The sequence below is a fragment of the Amycolatopsis sp. DG1A-15b genome, assembly GCF_030285645.1.
Taxonomy (GTDB): Bacteria; Actinomycetota; Actinomycetes; order Mycobacteriales; family Pseudonocardiaceae; genus Amycolatopsis.
Window position 1 is genome coordinate 2,880,635 of the sequence record NZ_CP127296.1, and the last position, 18,466, is coordinate 2,899,100.

General features: G+C 68.1%; 17 protein-coding genes and 2 pseudogenes. 9 read left to right on the forward strand and 10 right to left on the reverse strand.

Annotated features, from left to right (window positions below):
* Nucleotides 1-69 precede the first annotated feature (69 nt).
* The 7 genes from QRY02_RS13085 to QRY02_RS13115 all read right to left on the reverse strand — a co-directional run bounded on the left by QRY02_RS13085 (nt 70) and on the right by QRY02_RS13115 (nt 7,589).
* Complete coding sequence (locus QRY02_RS13085) at nt 70-336, reverse strand: hypothetical protein (protein WP_285991805.1); 267 nt, start codon at nt 334-336, stop codon at nt 70-72.
* Nucleotides 333-1,886: a hypothetical protein gene (locus tag QRY02_RS13090; RefSeq protein WP_285991806.1), complete on the reverse strand. Its 1,554-nt coding sequence runs from the start codon at nt 1,884-1,886 to the stop codon at nt 333-335. Before QRY02_RS13090 ends, QRY02_RS13085 begins: the two co-directional genes overlap by 4 nt.
* Nucleotides 1,887-1,914: 28 nt before the next feature.
* Nucleotides 1,915-2,946 (reverse strand): FG-GAP repeat domain-containing protein, encoded by a 1,032-nt coding sequence (locus QRY02_RS13095; RefSeq protein ID WP_285991807.1) that lies wholly within the window; start codon nt 2,944-2,946, stop codon nt 1,915-1,917.
* A complete protein-coding gene (locus QRY02_RS13100) occupies nt 2,943-4,871 on the reverse strand; it encodes an FAD-dependent oxidoreductase (RefSeq protein WP_285991808.1) in 1,929 nt (642 codons plus the stop codon). The genes QRY02_RS13095 and QRY02_RS13100 overlap by 4 nt, the downstream gene beginning before the upstream one ends.
* Entirely contained in the window at nt 4,868-5,800 is a 933-nt protein-coding gene (locus QRY02_RS13105; protein ID WP_285991809.1) for a polyprenyl synthetase family protein, read from the reverse strand. The genes QRY02_RS13100 and QRY02_RS13105 overlap by 4 nt, the downstream gene beginning before the upstream one ends.
* Nucleotides 5,797-6,189 (reverse strand): hypothetical protein, encoded by a 393-nt coding sequence (locus tag QRY02_RS13110; RefSeq protein ID WP_285991810.1) that lies wholly within the window; start codon nt 6,187-6,189, stop codon nt 5,797-5,799. Before QRY02_RS13110 ends, QRY02_RS13105 begins: the two co-directional genes overlap by 4 nt.
* Before the next feature lie 377 nt (nt 6,190-6,566).
* Nucleotides 6,567-7,589 (reverse strand): AMP-binding protein, encoded by a 1,023-nt coding sequence (locus tag QRY02_RS13115; protein WP_285991811.1) that lies wholly within the window; start codon nt 7,587-7,589, stop codon nt 6,567-6,569.
* A gap of 579 nt (nt 7,590-8,168) precedes the next feature.
* On the opposite strand from QRY02_RS13115, the gene QRY02_RS13120 reads away from it, so the two are divergent.
* Complete coding sequence (locus tag QRY02_RS13120) at nt 8,169-8,654, forward strand: ATP-binding protein (protein ID WP_285991812.1); 486 nt, start codon at nt 8,169-8,171, stop codon at nt 8,652-8,654.
* A 384-nt stretch (nt 8,655-9,038) separates the two neighbouring features.
* Entirely contained in the window at nt 9,039-9,239 is a 201-nt protein-coding gene (locus QRY02_RS13125; protein ID WP_285991813.1) for a hypothetical protein, read from the forward strand.
* Between the two features lie 182 nt (nt 9,240-9,421).
* Here QRY02_RS13125 and QRY02_RS48835 read toward each other — a convergent pair.
* The 3 genes and pseudogenes from QRY02_RS48835 to QRY02_RS13140 form a co-directional block, all read right to left on the reverse strand.
* Nucleotides 9,422-9,547, reverse strand: a pseudogene (locus QRY02_RS48835) (diguanylate cyclase domain-containing protein); the annotation flags it as partial.
* Nucleotides 9,548-10,089: 542 nt separating this feature from the next.
* Nucleotides 10,090-10,530 (reverse strand): hypothetical protein, encoded by a 441-nt coding sequence (locus QRY02_RS13135; protein ID WP_285991814.1) that lies wholly within the window; start codon nt 10,528-10,530, stop codon nt 10,090-10,092.
* The gene (locus QRY02_RS13140) at nt 10,520-10,771 is read right to left on the reverse strand and encodes an FAD-dependent oxidoreductase (protein WP_285991815.1); all 252 of its coding nucleotides are present in this window, start codon (nt 10,769-10,771) and stop codon (nt 10,520-10,522) included. Before QRY02_RS13140 ends, QRY02_RS13135 begins: the two co-directional genes overlap by 11 nt.
* A gap of 77 nt (nt 10,772-10,848) precedes the next feature.
* Between QRY02_RS13140 and QRY02_RS13145 the strand changes: the two genes are divergently transcribed.
* The 7 genes and pseudogenes from QRY02_RS13145 (at nt 10,849) to QRY02_RS13170 (ending at nt 17,839) form a co-directional block, all read left to right on the forward strand.
* Nucleotides 10,849-11,430 carry a helix-turn-helix domain-containing protein gene (locus QRY02_RS13145; RefSeq protein WP_285991816.1) on the forward strand — a complete coding sequence of 194 codons (582 nt, stop codon included), beginning with the start codon at nt 10,849-10,851 and terminating at the stop codon, nt 11,428-11,430.
* A gap of 1,088 nt (nt 11,431-12,518) precedes the next feature.
* A complete protein-coding gene (locus QRY02_RS13150; RefSeq protein WP_285991817.1) occupies nt 12,519-12,665 on the forward strand; it encodes a hypothetical protein in 147 nt (48 codons plus the stop codon).
* Between the two features lie 286 nt (nt 12,666-12,951).
* Nucleotides 12,952-13,938, forward strand: coding sequence for an AI-2E family transporter (locus tag QRY02_RS13155; RefSeq protein WP_285991818.1), 987 nt, complete (start codon nt 12,952-12,954; stop codon nt 13,936-13,938).
* 746 nt (nt 13,939-14,684) lie between these two features.
* Nucleotides 14,685-15,206, forward strand: a complete 522-nt coding sequence (locus QRY02_RS13160; RefSeq protein WP_285991819.1) for an esterase/lipase family protein — start codon at nt 14,685-14,687, stop codon at nt 15,204-15,206.
* Nucleotides 15,207-15,231: 25 nt separating this feature from the next.
* On the forward strand, nt 15,232-15,795 hold the full coding sequence (locus tag QRY02_RS13165) for a hypothetical protein (protein ID WP_285991820.1): 564 nt from the start codon (nt 15,232-15,234) through the stop codon (nt 15,793-15,795).
* Between the two features lie 266 nt (nt 15,796-16,061).
* Nucleotides 16,062-16,207: pseudogene (locus tag QRY02_RS48840) on the forward strand (IS110 family transposase); the annotation flags it as partial.
* A gap of 177 nt (nt 16,208-16,384) precedes the next feature.
* Nucleotides 16,385-17,839: a serine/threonine-protein kinase gene (locus tag QRY02_RS13170; protein ID WP_285991821.1), complete on the forward strand. Its 1,455-nt coding sequence runs from the start codon at nt 16,385-16,387 to the stop codon at nt 17,837-17,839.
* The last annotated feature ends 627 nt before the right edge of the window (nt 17,840-18,466 follow it).

Here is an 18,466-nt window from a genome sequence, read left to right on the forward strand (position 1 = left end):
TCGATGCCACGGGCCTCGCAGCCGCACAGGGCACCGGCCAGGAGACACGCCACCAGAACGAGCCGTCGGCTACCTCTCGTCAACACCGTCTCTCATCCACCGCGCGGGCCCACGCCGAAAGCGCACCGGGTAACCACGCAGTTCCCGCGGCTGGGCCGTTTCCGCCGCCGGGTCCGCTGTCATGAGCCAGATCACCCACTGATGATCCTCCATCATGAAGCCGCCGCCGTCGAGGGCGGGGTCGCCGATCACCAGGTTCTCCAGCCAAGTCCGATCTTCGTCGGACGGCTTTCCCTGTGGGGAGGGGTTGAAACCGTGATCTGCCTGGTCGTTCACCCCCTTATCACTCCCTGGGTCACGATGGTGGGCACGGTCTTCAGCCGGTTCAGCACGTAGTCGTAGACCGCACGGTCGTTCATGTAGGCCAGGATCTGGTCGTAGTTCATCCCCAAGGTCTTCTTGATCACCTGGTTGTAGATGTCGGCGAGTGCCTGCGACTCTTCGGTCGTCATGTGCAGGGCAGCGCCGTTGATCGCCTGCGCCGTGTCGTCAAGGTGCTCCTGCTTGACGACGTTCGAGGGATCGCGCGGGTTGTCGAGCACACCCTTGACGAACCCGTAGTACTTGTCGTAAAGACTGCGTGCGCCTGCTTTCTCGTAGTCATTGGTCGGCGATTGGGCACTGCGTGAGGTCACGGTATCGGCATTGAGGTAGAACAGGTCGATCAGGAGACTGCCCAGTTCGGTGAGGGACAGGAACTCGTCGCGGATGCGGTCCGCGTAGGCCACTTCCGAAGAGACGGGGAGGTCGTACATGGCGCCGACCGCACCGAGGATCGTGCACTCCCCGTTGGGATTGTCCAGCGGCACCCAGTCGTAGCCGGTACCGCCGAGGCACACGAGGGATCCGGAATCGCCCGGCCAGCCCATTCTCCCGGTCCCGATGCAGTCCACGAAGTTGATCTTCCGCCCGTCCTCGGTCGTCATCTTGAGCGTCGCGGAGATGTCGTCGATGCGGGTGGACGAATAGCCACTGCGCGCGCCGACCTTTTCGATCTTGTCCTGGTACCGGTACTCGCCCGCGACGAGCGCCGACCCCGGCGTCAGCATCTCCACGCCGGGCCCCAGCGCCGAGAGGCAGTTGTGGATCTTGCAGATCCATCCCGCGGAGCAGTGCGGGTTGCCCGCGAAGAACAACCCGACTGCCTTGTGCTGCGGGGATGGCGCCGGCATTAACTGGCCGACCGGGTCTTCCGTGTACGTCCCGGCCGAGGCGTTGTTGAGCACCGCGGTGCTCACGTCGGCGATGTTGCGCGCGAGCACGCTTCCGTTGTAGTGCACGATCCGCTCGAGGGTCGCGACGACGTTGCTGGGGTGTCCGGTGCCGTCATCGATCGGCGTGGGCTGGGTGATGTCCTTGGCGGTGTTCGACGCCCAGTCGACCAGGACGTGCGCGTTCGACATGATGGCCACCCGTCCGTTGTCACGGACGAAACAACCGAGCGTGCCGTAGAACCAGCCACCACCTGCGATGGTGTTGCCGGGATTCCCGATCTGAATACCGGGGCGCAGCGGCCGTTCGATCTCGGTGAAAGTCCAGTCGGGCGGGAAGTTGTACGCGATCGCCTCGCCGACTTCCACGACGTCCACCGCATACGTGGTCCCGTCGATGTCGATTGTCGAGGGAAGCATCTCGTCGGACCGGACCTGAGCCGGTTTCCTCTTCTTGACGACTCCCACCCGCACAGCCGGCTGGTCCGTTCGTTCTCCGGCCCGGACCCGGGTACTGATCCCGACGGACGTGATGTTCCTGCTGTCCCAGAAGCTGCCGATGATGCTCGATTTCCCGCGCTCCAGGTGTTCCAGCGTGCGAGCGTCGTCCAGCACGGTTCCTCCCCAGTCGGTCGGTCAGTGGTCAGGTGACGATCCGGTAAGTGCCCCAGCCCGTGGCGAGCACCTTCCGGTTCGTGGTGTCGAAGACGGCCGACGGCGCGGCCGGATTCCAGTTCCTCGTGTGCAGAGCCACGTCCAGCTCACCCGTCGCCTTGGTGCGGGTGACCAGGTCGGGGAAGCCGTCGTCGTTGACGTCGGTCAGCAGGCGCGTGTCGTAGACGTCGGCGCCCGTGGCCGTGATCGTGTACCACTTGGCGATCCAGTTGCCGCTGGAGTCCTGCTCCGCGAAGAAGTCGAGGAGCCGGGCACTTCCGTCGGTGAAGGTCGTGTAGAGATCGGGGAAGCCGTCTGCTGTGACGTCGGCGGCGGCCATGCTGGTGACGGCCTGGGTGTCGTTGAGCAGCTTGCCCCAGCTGAAGAAGGTGAGGTTGCCGTTGCTGTCTAGCCCCTGGTTGACGTAGAGGTAGATCCCGTTGTCGGTCGGCACGCGGAAGAGGATGTCGGCCAGGCCGTCGAGTTCCGTGGGATTGTTCCGGTCTTTACCCAGGAAATCCGTGGCGAGGATCAGCGAAGCGCTCTGCCACCCGTTGGCGATGTTCTTCTCGGGCCGGAAGGTGGCGGCTCCGTTCACGGTCCCGCTGTGCTGTGCGAGGTAGAGCGAACCGCCGGTGCTGAGGCTCATGATGTCGTTGTAGCCGTCACCGGTGAAATCGGCCTGCCCGACGTACCGGCGATCGGAAGGGATGCTTCCCACGCCCGTTCCGGCGGCGAACGCGCCGGACCCGCCGACCGCACCGGTTCCCGCGTGCGCCGCCAGTGAGGTGTCCGTCGCGACCGTGAGGACGTCGGGTATCCGGTCTCCGGTCAGGTCCGGAGCAGGGTACTTCGCGGCGCGAGACCTGGCGTGAGCAGAGGGCAGGTGGCTGATGGCCTGTTTCGCTTCGGACGAGAGCGTCGGTAGCGCGATTGTGCCCGCCACAGCGGACGGCGGGGTGAGCACGAACAGTGCTCCGAGGACGGCTGAACCCAAAGCCGCAAAACGGCGTGCGATCATTGTTGTTCCCTTCCGGCGAGAGCCGGTTCCGCTATCGAGTGGAGAATTCCTGCCAGGAGCGCGGTCGCCCGGCGATCGCCGTTTTCCCTGAGCAGAGCCATTGCACGCTCATAGGCCGCGGCCGCACTGCGCGCGCGGCTGCCACGGAGCACCTCGTGTTCGGACGCCTCGATGTGTGCGGGCAGGCTGGACAACCGCGCGGCGCGCAGGCCCTCGAGCGTGGTGTCCATCCTCGTCGGCGCACCGTCCAGGGCGAGGACGTCCTCGGAGTACAGGAACGCCCGCCCGCATTCGTGACCGACCGTCCGCAACCGTTCGGACATCCGGTCGTCCGCATCGGCGAGGCCCGCACCGATGCGCGCCGGGAACTCGAAGAGCGCTCCGAAGAACTGCGCGGGCGCGTCGTCGTGTCCGGTGACCGCCCGGACTCGCTGCTCGACGAGTTCCTCCATCCAGCCGGAGAACGGGGCGGAGAGTTCGGTAGCGTGCCGGGCGATCAGCTGTGCGCCCTTCGCCAGCAGGAAGTCACCGGCCAGGATCGCCGTGGCCGACGACCAATCGACGCCTGGTGTCCCGGGGGAGATCGTCGGGCCGGTGGCAGTCAGGGCGAGCATCCCGAGCGCGGCCAGTTCCATGGCCGCGGCGATCGGTGCCCAGCTCGCCTCCGGCCGTGCACCGCAGGCGATGACGGCGGCAGCGAGGAGCGCCGAGGGCCGGAATTCTTGCCTGTTCGTCCCCTCTTGCGCGGCCACGAGCGACGCGAGGAACGGCCAGTGCGGCCGAACGCAGGTCATCAGTACCTCGGAACAGGCCGCGACGAAGGGATCGACCCGATTGCCGCCGCCGAGACTCAACGGCGGGGCGAGGTCACCGAACCCGCCGGGAAGGAGCGCCGCGCGCCTGCCCTTGGCGAAGAAAGGGTTATCCTGGCTCGCGGTGTGCGAAAGCATCCGCCACGCGAGGTGGTAGCGGCGTGCGGCATGCTCGGCAGTGCCCATCTGGCCGACGAAGGTCCTCGACAGAGACCGCGCGTAACGGGTTCCCGCCCCGGGTCCACCAGAGATCGCCTCAGCGGCAAGACGGGCGCTGCTCAGCGCGTGGCTGATCCCGTCACCGCTGAACGGGTTGATCAGACCTGCGGCGGACCCGATCCGGAGTCCCGGCCCTTCCCCCGACGCTTGCGGGTCGAATGTCCCGTTTATCGCATACACCCGACGGGCGCCGACGGGTTCGAGCCGGCCGTAGCGTGCATGCACCGCCTCGAGTTCCTTCAACGCTCTCTCGAACAAGTCCGCGGCGGGTTCGAGAGACAGGGACGTGACCGAGATCGTCGCGGTCGCGCCGTTCGCGGACGGCACCACCCTGATCGACCAGGGTGCACTGCGCGCGTTCGTGTTGTCGGGAGCGGCCACATGGAGCATGGGTCCTTCTGCTTCGAGCCCCGCGAAGACCTGGGCGCAGGCAACTCCGGTGACCTCGGCCGAGTACGGTCCTGCGCCCGCTCCGGTCGCCAACACGAAGTCATCGACGGCCAGCAGCTCGCTCTCCTCGCCGGCCGAAACCGTCAGATGCCACCGGCCGTCGTCAGGCTCGATCTCCTCGACCGTCCCCCGCACGTGGCGTGCACCCGAGTCGACGGCCCGGCAGATCAGAGCCTGCTCGAGGTCATCGCCGCGGCAAAACGAGAAGCCCGGCCTTGTCCAGCGAACGAAACGATCCGGCCCGAAGCTCACCGTGTAGCTTCCCACGTCGGTCTCGCCAATCCCCAGGACCGGAAATCCCGCGGGCAACAACACGTCGAAGTCTCTGTCCGCCGCGGGCGGGCCGATCAAGGTGACCGGCACGCCCATTCGGGTGATCTCGTGCGCACAAATCGCGCCGGCGACGCCCGCACCGATAACAGCGACCCCCGTCAGACTGGTCACATGTCCTCGCTCAGCCCGACAAGAGCAGCGCCCAGCTCACCATGCGCCAGTGGTCCGAGAGTCAGGCGCGCACGGTCACGGTGGGCACGAGCCACGGCCATCGCCCGATCGATGCCGTCCGAGTGCCTCACCAGCTCACCGACTGTTTCGAGGTCTTCGAGCCCGAGTCGCGGCGAAAGCAGGAGTTCCTTCAATCCAGGGCTTCCGGCTCGCAGGGCATAGAGGGTGGGCAGGCCGAACAGCCCCAGCAAGTGATCGGTTCCACGCGGCTTTCCCGTCGCTGACGCCCAGAGGTCCAGGCAGTCGTCCGCGATCTGGAACGCGACGCCGACCTGCTCCCCGAACGCGGCGAGCCGAACGACATCATCGGGCTGAACGCCCGCTTCCTGGGCGCCGACCACGGCTGCCAGCTTGAACAACGTCCCCGTCTTGTGCGCCACCAGGCTGAGGTAATCCTCATCGCTCAGACCGGTGTCGAACGCACGCTCGATGTCGAGCAGCTCGCCGTAGGCGAGGTCGGCGGTCGCGTCGCTCATCAGCCGGCTCACGGCGGACCCGAGAGCGGCGGCCTCCTGCCCGACCAGTGCCAGGCATCCCACCCCGGTCAGCACGGCGACTTCGTTGCCGGCTACGGCATGCGCAGTCGGACGGCCTCGCCTGGTCGCAGCTCGGTCGATGACGTCGTCGTGCATCAAGGATGCTACGTGCAGCAATTCGACGAGCGCTCCCGATCGAACCAGCCGCCGGCGGCTCGGACGTCCGAACCTCGCGCAGAGGTAGAGCAGGCGAGCACGAAAGTTCTTGCCGGAATGCGCGGTGAGGTCCTGAGCACAGTCCCGCAACTCCGGCGCCAGGGAGGTCACAATGTCGGCCAAGACGAACCGGACGTCGGCTACGAACCGGCCGACGCCCTCTTCGATACCGCTCATCCCACAGTTCTTCTGGCGTACCGCTCGGCGAACGACAGCCAGAGCTCGGCAGCCGAATCCGCACTGGGATCGAACTTCGCCGACAACGTCGCGATCGCGAGCGCCAATGGTGCCTTGAGAACGTCGGCCCCCCGGGAGCGGGCGGCGACTGCCACATTGACGACAGTCTCATGGTGACCACCGCCGATGACCCGGGGAGCGATCTCTCGCAGGCCCGCTCGCACCGAGTCCAAGCGCAGGGCCGAGAGACGGCCGACGGCTGCATCGAGCCGCCCTTTCGTCGCCATAGCCGCCGAAGCGGTCGCATCACCGAAGACAGGGAAAGGGACCGGAACGGTAGCGACCACAGCCGCCAGCGAAAGCACCGCTTTCTCCTCGGCGGCATTCAAGGGCGTACCTGCTTCTGCAGACGCCGCACCCAAGAAAGTCAAACCCGAGACCGAAGCAAGAAGGGTGAAACTACGCCTGGTTAGGCGCCCGCCTATACCAAAGGCTCCCTCGCCCATATTCCCCCCAAACCAGCGATGACAATAATGCACCGTTCAGGCCACAGTTGAGCGCGCGGTGGCCGCTCAGGCCACAAAGAGGCGCCGCGGCCCGCTCTCAAGATCCGAAGCCCCCTGGTCCGGTCGACATGCGTCCCCGGCGCCCCACAACCACTGCCAAGCGAGTTTCGGCGATCTTCAAGCATAATCGGAACCGCCAACCGGGTGATCGATCACGTGTTCGAGCAACGGTAACCCGTTCAGCGCAGTCAGCCGTCGGCTTAGTGGCGGCAGCAGACCGCCGCAACCTTCGCGCCACCCTCCCCATCTGCTTTACTCAGCGGGCATTGGTGGCCCAGCGGAACAGCTTGTCGGCGCCTCCCCTCGATCACCTGGCAGCCGAACCGCTCACCGAAGCGGCGCACATCGGCCTCCGAGACCTCGGTGCCGAAACCGAGTCCGAGTGTTCCGGTGCGATCGCGGGGATCTTCGGGGTTGGCTAGCACATAGGACAGCGCGCGGCCGACGTAGTTGACGTACGTGGCTCCGAACCGGTGGACGTCGCCGCTGAACCGGCTGGTGGAGAACTTGCGCACCATGCCGACGGTCGCGATGGCCGGCACGAGGTTCATCATCAGCGAACTGCCGTGGAACAGGGGCATGCACAGGTAGGTCGTCGTCTCCCGGCTCAGCTCGATCCGCGTCGTGAGAACGGGCGTGAGCCGCGCGAGCCGTCCTTGGGTGAGGATCACGGCCTTCGGTGATCCGGTGGATCCGAAGCTGAACATGAGCGCGACCAGGTCGCCCGGTTCAGGGCGCGTCGTGGGGAGCTTGGCACCCCGCCACACTGCGAGCAGGTCCTGGTACGCGCTCGTGTCCACGTCGAGGATCCGGTCACGGGCGACGCCGCAGTCCTGCCCGGCCACGAGGTGACGAAGACGAGGCTCGGTGATGATCAGGTCGACGTCCGCGTGCCGGACGTCGACGGCGATCTCGCTCGCACTGCGGATCGAGTTGATGCCGACGATGACCGCACCACCGAGCCCCGCGACCCCGGCCCAGTGGACGTAGTCCGGCACGTTGTCCAGCAGAAGCCCGACGTGGAACTGCCGGCCGGCGGGCTTGCGGAGCGACGCGAAGAACGCGGCGCGGTCCGCAGCCTCCTGGACGAGCTCGGCCCAGGTCCACTCCTGATCGCCGAAGACCAATCCGCGCTTCGGGTCGGCAGCGAGCGAGCGGAGGATGTCGGTGAAGGTGTCGTGTGCGGCCGGAACCGGCGTTGTGGCATCCGCCTCGGTACCCATCGTTCGGCGATCCCCGTCTCTGTGCTGGGCCGATGGCTCCGTCGAACGCTAGGGTTCCGGTGATCGGGTAGTCCGGGTGACTCCTGCTCAGCGGAACGAAGCTGCTCAGAGGCTCACCACATGTGCCCGGCCCAGCACACGCTGGGCCAGGTGCGGACCGCGCTCCCGCTGAGTGGGAGGGCCCTCGATCGGCACAAGTCCGGCAACTACATCCGGCCAGTGATGGAAGCCGCGCACCTGTCACGAGGAACCGTGAACCGGGCACCGTGATCGCCGCCGGAATCACCTTGGAGCCCTCACCCCGGCTCGCCAGCACCCTGGTCACCGTCACCGGGGAACTCGACCTTCGCGGCTATGGATTCCTGCGTGACGGGCTGCTGAAGGTCGCCGCCGACAGTCCGCCCGGGCTGATCGCCGACATCGACGGGCTGGTCCTCAGCGGGCTGGCACCCACTGCCGTGTTCCCCCTGGTCGCCCGGCGGATCGGCCGTTGGCCCGGCATCCCGTTCTCCCTGGTCACCCGTCGGCGCTCGGCACCTGGACACCTTCCGCCGCTACGGCGCCGACCGGTTCGTCGCGGTGTACGGCGATGTCGAATCGGCGGAACGCCACCAGACGGTCCCGATCCGCCGATGGGCCCAGCACGTGTTCCCCCGCGGTAGGGAAAACCCGGCAGAACTCGCCCGTGCATTTCTCCGTGAACATCTGGCCGACTGGGGCGTATCGGACCTGGTCTACGACGGCACTCTGATCGTGGGCGAGCTCGTCTCCAACGCGATCCAGCACACTATGTCCGCCCCCGATGTGCACCTCGATCTTCGCCGGGGCTTGCTCACGATCGCGGTGGCCGACAGCAGTCCCCGGCCCGCTATGTTGGTCGAGCGGGCCGACCTGCGCGATCCCGGCCTCGGGCTACGGATCGTCGCCCACACCGCGAAGGCGTGGGGCAGCAGCCGCCGCTGGTCGGGCGGCAAGGTCGTCTGGGCCACCCTCACCACCCCAACCACAGCTGAAGGCGCGGCCGCGCCCCGGGCAATGGCCGCGCGACTTCTTTCGCGACCGTGATCCCGAGGTCGCCCGGCCGGCAACCCGCGGGGAACTGGGCGCGCCGGCTCGACGGAGCACCGATGCTGGCCGCACCGGGAGTGGTGGGTGTGCACACCGCGATCAGGCTGCGGGTGGAAGTGGAGGCTGGTTGCGCCGGGGAACGATCGATGCGGCCGCTTCGGCGGTTTCGTGAGCCAGGTTCGTCGGTCACGTTGACCACCGTGGCCCGGGCCTGCGGCAAGCGCAGGCCCGGGCTGGTCTGCGGCAACCAGGTCGTCCTACCCCCGCTCGTCGCTCCGGCGGCGCGTCAAGGTCGGTGACGGCGTGCGGCCGCGCTGTACTCGAGCAAGTCGGGGCGCGCCGGAGGCAGGAAGGAAAAATGCCGATGACGACGCCGTACGAATGGTCCGCGACCGGACTGCCCTGCTATCGCGCCGGCCAAGCCCGCCGTTCCTGCGCACCGCCAGCCAACTCGAAGAGCTGGGCCTGCGACCGATCGGCAAGCAGGCCGCGGTCGTCGACTCCCAGCACGGCGACGCCGCGCTCTACCTGCTCACCGAGACCGAGTTGCTCAACAGAATCGTCTGGCCGCCCGTGAATTGACGACCAAGTTCAGTTTGACCGCAGCGCCAGCCCCGCTCTGCAAGTCAGACCGTGGAGGTGCCCCGGGCGCGGTGTCGCCCTGGTAACCGGATCTGCCCTGGTGGAACCGGGACTCCCGGGTTACGGACCTGTCGCGAGCCGGGTTTGTCGGTGCGCGTCGCTACGCTGCCGGCCGCCCGCCCACGGCGGACCAAGTCGCTCGGCCGAGTCATTTCGTCGAAGGCTTGCGCAACCGTTCGGAGGACGTCGTCGCCCGCCGGAGTTCCATAGGTGTCGTTAATCCACTTGAAGTGGCCGAGATCGACCAGCTCTGTTGTGTCGGGCGATGTCGCCGCGGCCGGCCCATGCAACCGCTCCCCGTCGCGCCGATCGAGCGTGATCATCCCCCGCCAGCGGCCACGGAGAGCCTGGGCGTTGTCCAGCGTCGGAGCTATTTCTTGTGTGGTTGTAGAAGAATAGACGACGTGAATATGGATCTTAAGATCACCGGCCGTATAGGGCGTTATACAGCAAGGGGAATCATTGCCTGCAGTGATCCGGTTCAGCGATCATTATCGCGCCAGGCGACGTACGTACAGCTCCCATCACAACGAGCGGTCCGTACCGGCCTCACTTCCCCGCGCCGGCATCGCTACAGGCGGGCGCCGGACACTCCCCTGCTGCGCCACAGGGCCGACCAGCCGTCAACTCAAGTTGACTCTCCCGCCCGTGAGGAATTGAGACTTTCCGCAGGTCACCGGGTCCGACCCTCGAATGATGGAGACTCTTGTGGTCCCGGCAAGACTCAGTCCCCCTTGACGCGCCTGGCTGTGATGCCCGACCCGCCTGGCGGCCCCTACCACGTGACCGGTCAACGCCACGCGTCCCCGGACGTGCGGGCGTAGGTCCTCCATGCGTATCGCCATGGGATGACGGCGACGATCACGACGACGAAGGAACAGTTGAACAGGATCGCGCCCGTCGCGGCGTCCAGGTCGCCGGCGATCAGGTGGGGAAGGGCCACGGCAGCGAGCCAGATGACCTTCCAGGCCACCTCGAACAGCAGGATCGGCAGCGTCCGGACCGGGTACCTGAGCCCGAGGAACGCCAGCAGCGACATCGCTGTCAGCAGGCAGGCGACCACCCCTTCGAACACCGGGAGGGACGAGGCGGCGCCCTGGAGGAGAATCGGCCACTTGACGATCACCAGCCCCACCCCCATGAATGCGTAGCCGATACGCATGACGTTCAGACGGCGCGTGGACAGCTCGTTGTCGACAGCGGTCGCGACGACGGTCCGGTCAGCGAGCATGGCGTTCTCCTTCATCGGTGGGTGCGAGGTGTGCGGGCATGTCGTCACCGGTCCCTCCGCTCGTGGCGGGCGTCAGGCGCCCCTCCAGGTGGGTCAGGGTGGTGCTGGTAGCCCCCGTTGCGGTCACCGGCGGCGTTCCGGCGTCCACCACGAGGACCCGGCGGCGGGCCCGCGGCAGCACCAACGCGGCTGACAGGCCCGCGGCGCCACCGCCGATGATCACGACGTCGCATCGACTCATGCCCCAAGGCTGGAGCCGTGCGGCCCGTTCGCCTACCAACGTTGCCGTTTGTGGGAAAAGGGAGTCAGATCGGTCGCGTGGAGGACACCGCCGCCGACATCGCCGCTGCGCTCGACCAGGTCGGGGTCCGGCTCAAGCGCATCCGTACCCAACGCCGGATGACCCTCACCGGAGTCGCGAAGGCGACCGGCATCTCGAAGAGCACACTGTCGCGGCTCGAGAACGGACAGCGGCGGCCCACCCTGGAACTGCTCCTCGCGCTGTCGCACGCCTACCGGGTGCCGCTGGACGAGCTCGTCGCCGCGCCCGAGGAGGGCGATCCGCGCCTGCGGCTCAAGCCCAGCCAGGTCAAGGGCCGGATCGTGATCCCGCTGACCCGGCAGCCGGACGGGATGCAGGCCTGGAAGATCGTCATCCCGACCGGCAACGCCACCCCGCAGCCGCGGGCACATGACGGCCACGAATGGCTCTACGTCCTGTCCGGGCACATCCAGTTGGTCCTCGGCGACCAAAACTGGGTGCTCGAGCCAGGCGAGGTCGCCTCCTTCGGCACCACAGTGCCGCACTGGTTCGGCAGCACCGGCGACGAACCCGCGGAGATCCTCAGCATCTTCGGAAAGCCCGGCGAGCGGATGACCGTTCGAACGACATCGCCATAGGCCGTGGTCAGCGGTCGCTCAGGTCGAGCTCCCTGCCCGGCGGACCGCCGCCCGACGAAAGAACGACACTGGCCCTTCGACCCGGAAGTCGACCAGACTGCAGTCGCGCAGGCACGCCACGGGGCTGGGGTGTGACGAGCGAGGGAATCCAGACCAGACGCAGCACGAATTGATGGTGGTGGCCGCGATCGACCCCGGTGGGGTGGCGTAGGCGACGGATGGGGTGATCAGCAGGTGCGGGTTGATGGTGTCGGGCCAGCACCGGTGCGCTCGTGTAGCCAGGCGCGCGCGAGTTCGTGGATGACATGCTCGAGCGCGCCGGCTTCGCCTACACCGAGGAAGTTGTGGCCACACCGGAGGAAGACCTGCTCGCCGTGCGCAACGCCAGAAACCCGCCATCACCCCGTCGAGTTGACGAACCAGCCAGCCACCGGCAACGATCAGCCACGCGGCCCCGACCAAGCCCGAGCCGGTCCCTAGCTCGTGGCAAACCGGTGATCCCATGATCGTGGCAGGCGACACCACCGGCAGGCAACAACCGGGCGCCGTCCACGACGGCTGTTGCAGATCAGATGCTCCGCACCCGAGCCGGCACGGACTTCCGCCGTGCCGGGAATCAGCCGCGCGGCAAGCCGTCCCGATCCCGGCCCGCCGACCCTGGGTCCTCGTACGGGGGATTCTTGCTGGTAAATCGCGCAAAGCGCCTAGACTGTCCGGACCGGCCCAGACCTCGGCACGTCTGCAGCTCCATGCCACGCGTGGAGCGCACCAGCGTACGAGGAGAGACAATGACGGCCGGGGACCCGGACCGTATCGCGCCAGCGGGCCAAGGCCCCCACCCGCCGCGACGGCAGATCGCGTTCACCGTCGGGACCTGGCGGGTCACGTTCACCGACCGGATCCACGCTCGCCACGGACCGGCACCCTCGCCGGTCTGCCCGAGTTCGGACCCCAGAGCATCCGAGTCCCGTCATCGCCGACGGCAGCCCCTCGCCCTCGGTGTCCTGGGTTGACGACAAGGAGGTCATCGGCGTTACCGCGCCGCAGGCTGGCGAACCACCGAGTCGGCGCCCCCGAACAGGTGGGGGGTGGGATCGCGCCTCGTAGTCCTGTTCCGCGTGCTGCGCGCGGTGTCGCGTCACCGGCACGACGCCGACAAGTTTACCGCCTTCGTCGACGGAGCCGCGGCGCACAAGGTGGTCGACGCCCGGCGGTACAACAACGGAACATCGTGATCCTGCGGCAAGCCCGAGCGTCGCGAACCCGGTTCCGGAATGGTTGGATGGAGGACGGTTGAGCCGGCAGCCTCCGGCGACCGTGCCGGTCCAGCCCCGCCCGGCGCAGCCGGTTCCCAGGAGGTTGCCCGTGCCCGCGCCCGAAACGCCGGTTCCACCGGAAAACTCATCTCATCCGAGCGGCTTCGCCGACGACGAAGCAACCGCAGCCGAACTCAGCACCACCGCACAACCCTTGGGCGCCAGAGGCAAACCGCTCAACCGGCGCTCACCGTTCCTGATCGGCATGACAGCCGCCGCCGGCGTCGCGGTCACCTACGGGCTCGTCCGGATCATCGTCGGCCTCCAAGACGTCCTCGTCCTCATCGGCCTCGCCCTGTTCCTCGCCATCGGACTCGAACCCGCGGTGGCGTGGCTGACCCGGCACCGCTTTCCCCGCTGGCTCGCCGTGACGACCGTCTTCGTCGCCGGGTTGCTCGCCGTCGGCGGATTCCTCACCGCCGCCATCCCGGTCGTGGTCGAGCAGGCGAGCCAGTTCATCGCCAAAGCACCCGCCTACCTGCGCGAAGCCCAGGACCACAGCACCCTGCTGGGCCGTCTCAACGAGCGGTTCCACCTGCAGCAACAGGTCGAAAGCCTGGTCAGCGGATCCGCACTGGGCAGCGGCCTGCTGGGCGCGGGCCAAGCCGTGTTCAGCGCACTGGCCAACGTGCTCATCGCCGTCGTGCTGACCGTGTACTTCGTCGCGGACCTGCCCCGTATCCGCGCCGGCGCCTACCGCCTGCTCCCGCGCTCACGCCGGCCCCGGGCCATCCTCCTCGGGGACGAGATCTTCACCAAGGTCGGCGGCTACGTCCTGGGTAACCTGGCGATCTCCGTCATCGCCGGCGTACTCACGCTGCTCTGGCTGCTGATCTTCGACATCCCCTACCCCGCCCTGCTCGCCATCACTGTCGCCATCCTCGACCTCATCCCCGTCGTCGGCTCCGTCGTCGGCGGCGTACTCGTCAGCCTCGTCGCCCTGACGGTGTCCCTGCCCGTCTTCCTGGCCACGATCGGCTTCTTCGTCGTCTACCGACTCCTCGAGGACTACCTCCTGGTCCCCCGGATCATCGGAGGCGCGGTGAAGATCCCGGCCCTGGTCACGGTCGTCGCGGTGATCGTCGGCGGTGCTCTGCTCGGTGTCATCGGCGCCCTCGTCGCCATCCCGGTCGCCGCCGCCCTCCTGCTGCTCCTGCGTGAGGTGCTCCATCCCCGCCTCGACCGCACCTGACCCCGGAATCGCCGACGATGTCCGGATCGCCGCAGCCGGCCAGACCGGCAATCTCACCCGGCCGCGGGTGTAGAAGCCGGAGTACTGAGAGTATTTCGCGCGCCGGCGGCAGAGCGGGCGCCGTCCTCGGTTTCCCTCCACATCGATCCCTGCGATCGGGACGGGACAGCGATATGACGCCGGAATCGCCCACCAGAACCAGAATGTCCTCCGCGCGGCCGCGCGGGGGTGCGCTTCCCTCACCTCGGCTGGTCTGAAACTCCACGGCGGACCGGCTGGGGCTAACCGCAGCGCTCACGGCCCGGACGGGCTACCTCACCAAGGGCCGTACACCGTGTCCGATGGGACAGTGCGCCGCGGCGGGTCAAGATCGGCGACCCACGTCGTCCGGCTCGACGGTCTCCTCGACCGGGACGGCCACATTCTGTCGATCACCGGCCCGGAACCGGATCACCTCACGCTTCTCGTCGTTCCACCGGAAAGCGGCGGACGCCGCGGGACACCGTGCGCTGATGGCCACCTCCCGCAACGGCACACCGAAGACGGCTGCGAGACCGAAGGCGGGGACGTCCGCTGACCACCCCACCCGCCGAAACCCGAGGAGCCGCCACGATGACCAGAGCCGACACCGGACGTGCGCGGCAGGAACACAAGCGCGTGTACCGGTCCCCCGCCAACCGGCATCGCTACGAGCACCGGACCGCGGGCGAACGGATCGCCGACCGGGTCACCGCATCGTTCGGGTCGTGGCCATTCATCGTCGGGCAGAGTGTGGTCGTGCTGCTGTGGATCGGGCTCAACCTGGTCGCCTGGGCGGGCGGCTGGACACGGCCAAAGCGCTGCGAAACCAGTTCGGTGACCGGATCAAGACCTTCGTCTACGACTACTCACACTGGTCGTCCTACTGGGCCTCGGATGAGCACATCGCGCCGTGCCTGGCTTACTACCTCGGACAGGTGTCCGCCGAGTACGAAATGGCAGGCTGTGACAAGAAGGTCATCGTCGTCGCTCACTCGATGGGCGGGATCGCGACGCGCTGCGCCCTCGCCGACGGTGCCGCGGCGAAGCCGCCGCTTGCGACCGTCGTGCCCTACATCATCACTTTGGGCACCCCGAGCCTGGGATCTCCGTGGGGTGGAACGATGTTTCCCCCAGGGGAAGGAGTATCTGCAGAAGGTGTTCGGAGCCGCGAACCCTCCCGGCGCCAGTGGTGGCGACTGCCTGGCCAGGCACGAAAAAGGACAGCCGCTGCCGAAGAACTGCGCTGACCTGCCACCCTGGTTGCCGAGCGAAGTGCAGCTCACACAGATCGCCGGCGACGTCACGGTCGACCGCAGCGTCTTCGGCCTGAAGCTGTATTCGATCCCGCTGTCCAGCGACGGTATCGTCTCGGTGCCGTCTGCACACGGCTATCCGACGTCCGGTCCGTCGGGAACGCCTCCTGGCGACGGAGCGAAGACCGCAAGCCGCAGCGACACATGCAGGGTCGACTTCGCGCACGTGAAGAACGCCATCGTGAAGCTCGGGTTCGGCAGGCCGGAGTTCCTGGTGGACTACGTAACTTTAAAGGATCTGCAGGCGAACCGGTTCGGTCCGTCGGTGATGGCCTACCTCGGTGCTTCCACGTTCACCGCGGCCTGTTCACACATCCACCTCCCCGTCGACCAGAGCGCGCTGAACCAGGTGACCGAGACGATCAAAGGCGCGCTCGCCGCGCTCACCCAACCGCCGGCCACGAAGGTCATGACTGTCACAGGAGTAAGCAAGGCCGGCGATCCGGCCCCGGGGTTCACGGTCGATGCCAGCGACAACCCGGTGGAGACAGTGCCGTCGCGTTCGCCGGCACCGTGTCCCTGACACTCGCCGTGATGGCGGCTGCCGGCGCGCTGTAGTTGGCCGACCGTCGGTCAGTCCTACCTCTTCGATCCCGGCCGGATGCGGATCATCCGCTACCGCTACCGAGGCACGAAGATCCCGACACCGCGGACCGCCACGAGCTGAGGACCACCAGCCGCCCGGCTGGGACTTGTGGAGAGCCCGGTGCTCAGTAGTGGGCACGCCGGGTTCGTTGGGTCGGCCCGAGGAATCGGACTGGTCGAAAGGCTGGCACCGCGCCTCGGGCCGACCCAACCCGAGCCGAGGGCAAGAAACACACAATGCAGCCCTCATCTGCCTGGCCCGCCGCCGCTGCGACGTCCTCTACGCCATCCTCCGCAACGGCACCCACTACCGACACCCCGAACCAGCTCCTGCACCAGTTGCGGCTTGACCACCCCTGGGAGGGACCCCCGCCGAGTGACCCACTCCCTCGTCCCAGAGACTCCAGCCGACCCGAACGTCCTCGAACGGCACGGCCTCGCGATACCCTGCCGCGCGGATCCGGTGTAACGCCCGGACTCGGGGCACACGACTTCCCGGTGTCCGGGTGCCTGGTGGAGGGAAACGCGTGAGCTGGCAGTTCGGGCCGTACCGCGTCGAGTCGCTGATCGCCCGCGGCGGCATGGGCGAGGTCCTGCGCGCCTACGACACGCGCCACGACCGCGTCGTGGCGCTGAAGCTGCTCGCGCCGGAGTTCGCCGCCGACCGCGAGTTCCAGGAGCGGTTCCGGCGGGAGGCGCACGCGGTGGCGCGGCTGCGCGAGCCGCACGTGATCCCGATCCACGCCTACGGCGAGATCGACGGCCGCCTCTACCTCGACATGCGCTTGGTCGAGGGCGACGACCTCGGCACCCGGCTGGCCGCGGGCGGCGCACTGGCCCCCGCCGAAGCGGTCGACGTCGTCGCGCAGGTCGCCCAGGCCCTCGCCGCCGCGCACGCGGAAGGCCTGGTGCACCGGGACGTCAAGCCGTCGAACGTGCTCGTCGGCGCGACCGGGTTCGCTTACCTCGTGGACTTCGGCATCGCCCGCGCGGCCGGGCCCGGCACGGAACTCACCGCGACCGGCGGCGCCGTCGGCACGCTCGACTACATGGCGCCGGAGCGGTTCACCGACGCGCCCACCGACCACCGCGTCGACGTCTATTCGCTGGCCTGCGTACTGCACCAGTGCCTGACCGGCAGCAAGCCGTTCGCGGCGACGACAGCCGCGTCACTGATCGGCGCCCACCTGCACCAGCCGCCGCCCCGGCCGGACGACCTGCGGCCCGGTCTGCCCGCGGCGTTCAATGCCGTCATCGCGCGGGGCATGGCGAAGGATCCCGCGGCGCGGTTCGGCAGTGTCACGGAACTGGCGGACGCCGCCCGGGCCGCGCTCGGCGGCACGATCCCGGTCCACGCCACCGCTCCCCCGACGCGCCAGGCCACCCGGGTCGCGCCCGTGACCGGAGGGCGGCGGGCTTCGAAGGCGCCTTGGCTGGTCGCCGCGGTCGCGCTGCTCGCTCTCGTGGCCGTCGCCGGGTGGTTCACGATCCTGAAGCCCTCCTCGCAGGCCGGGACGACGACGGCCGGCACGACACCGCCCTCGACGTCGGCGGCACCGTCGACCACGCCACCGTCGACCACGCCACCGGTGACGGCCCCGCCGGTCACGACCACCCAGGTGACCGTCCGGACGTCCGTGGCCACCAGCATCTCCGCCGGCGCCGACCTCGGGCTCGCGACCGCGATGAGCACGCCCGCGTGCGACGGGTCCTTCATCGTGATCCTCGGCTCCGCCGTCACCCCGGCCCGCTACCGCGCCGACGTCCAGCGGTTCCTCGACGCCCACCCCGGCGCGGCCTACCTGCACGCGCCGACCACCGGCTGCGGCTCGCTGCGGCAGCAGCTGAACGGCACCGACATCTACGCCGTCTACAGTGGACCGTTCGCCACCAAGGAGTCCGCGTGCGCGCGGCGCAGCGGCGACGCCTACGTCAAGCGGCTCGACAACGCAACTCCGCCGACACAGGCGATCACCTGCTGAGCCCGTCCCAGGACCGAGCGGGGGCACCAGGGTCAGGCAGAGCGAACAGGGCGTGCTGGTCTGGATCGTCGGGTTCGCCGGCCAGCCGCAGACACTTGCGGCAGCTGACCGGCTGGTGGGTCGGGGTGCTCTCGCCGCCGGCGCCGAGCCCGGACCAGCCTTGGTGGCAGGCGGGCGCGGGCAGGGTGAGACTGTTGATCCACGACACCCAGGCGACCGAGCGTGTCGCAGGACATTTCCGCAGCTATCACAGCCGATGGTCGCAAGCCACAGGCGCAGAGCCGCTGCGTCCCGTTGACTGTGAGTGACCGCGAGCGTGGCGAGTGAGGCATGCCCCTCCGGCTGAGCCCGCGGGGGTGTCGCCGCCGAAAGGTTCAGTCTCTGACCCGGTCGGAGAGAGAAGAGCCGGTCGGTGTCCGGGCTGCTCGGCAGGTTCGGAAGCCGCAGGTTCGGAGGCTGCACCGCGCTGGGCTCCGAGCATCGGCGCGTCACCCATCTCGGTGATTTCAGGGGTGCAGCCAAGGTAAGCCCAAAAGGGGCCATGAGTTGATCTTGAACTGAGTTGTTCCAGTTCAGATCGCCGACGCTGATACGCGGGCCGCCGCGAGGGCGATGGGGCGGTTCGAG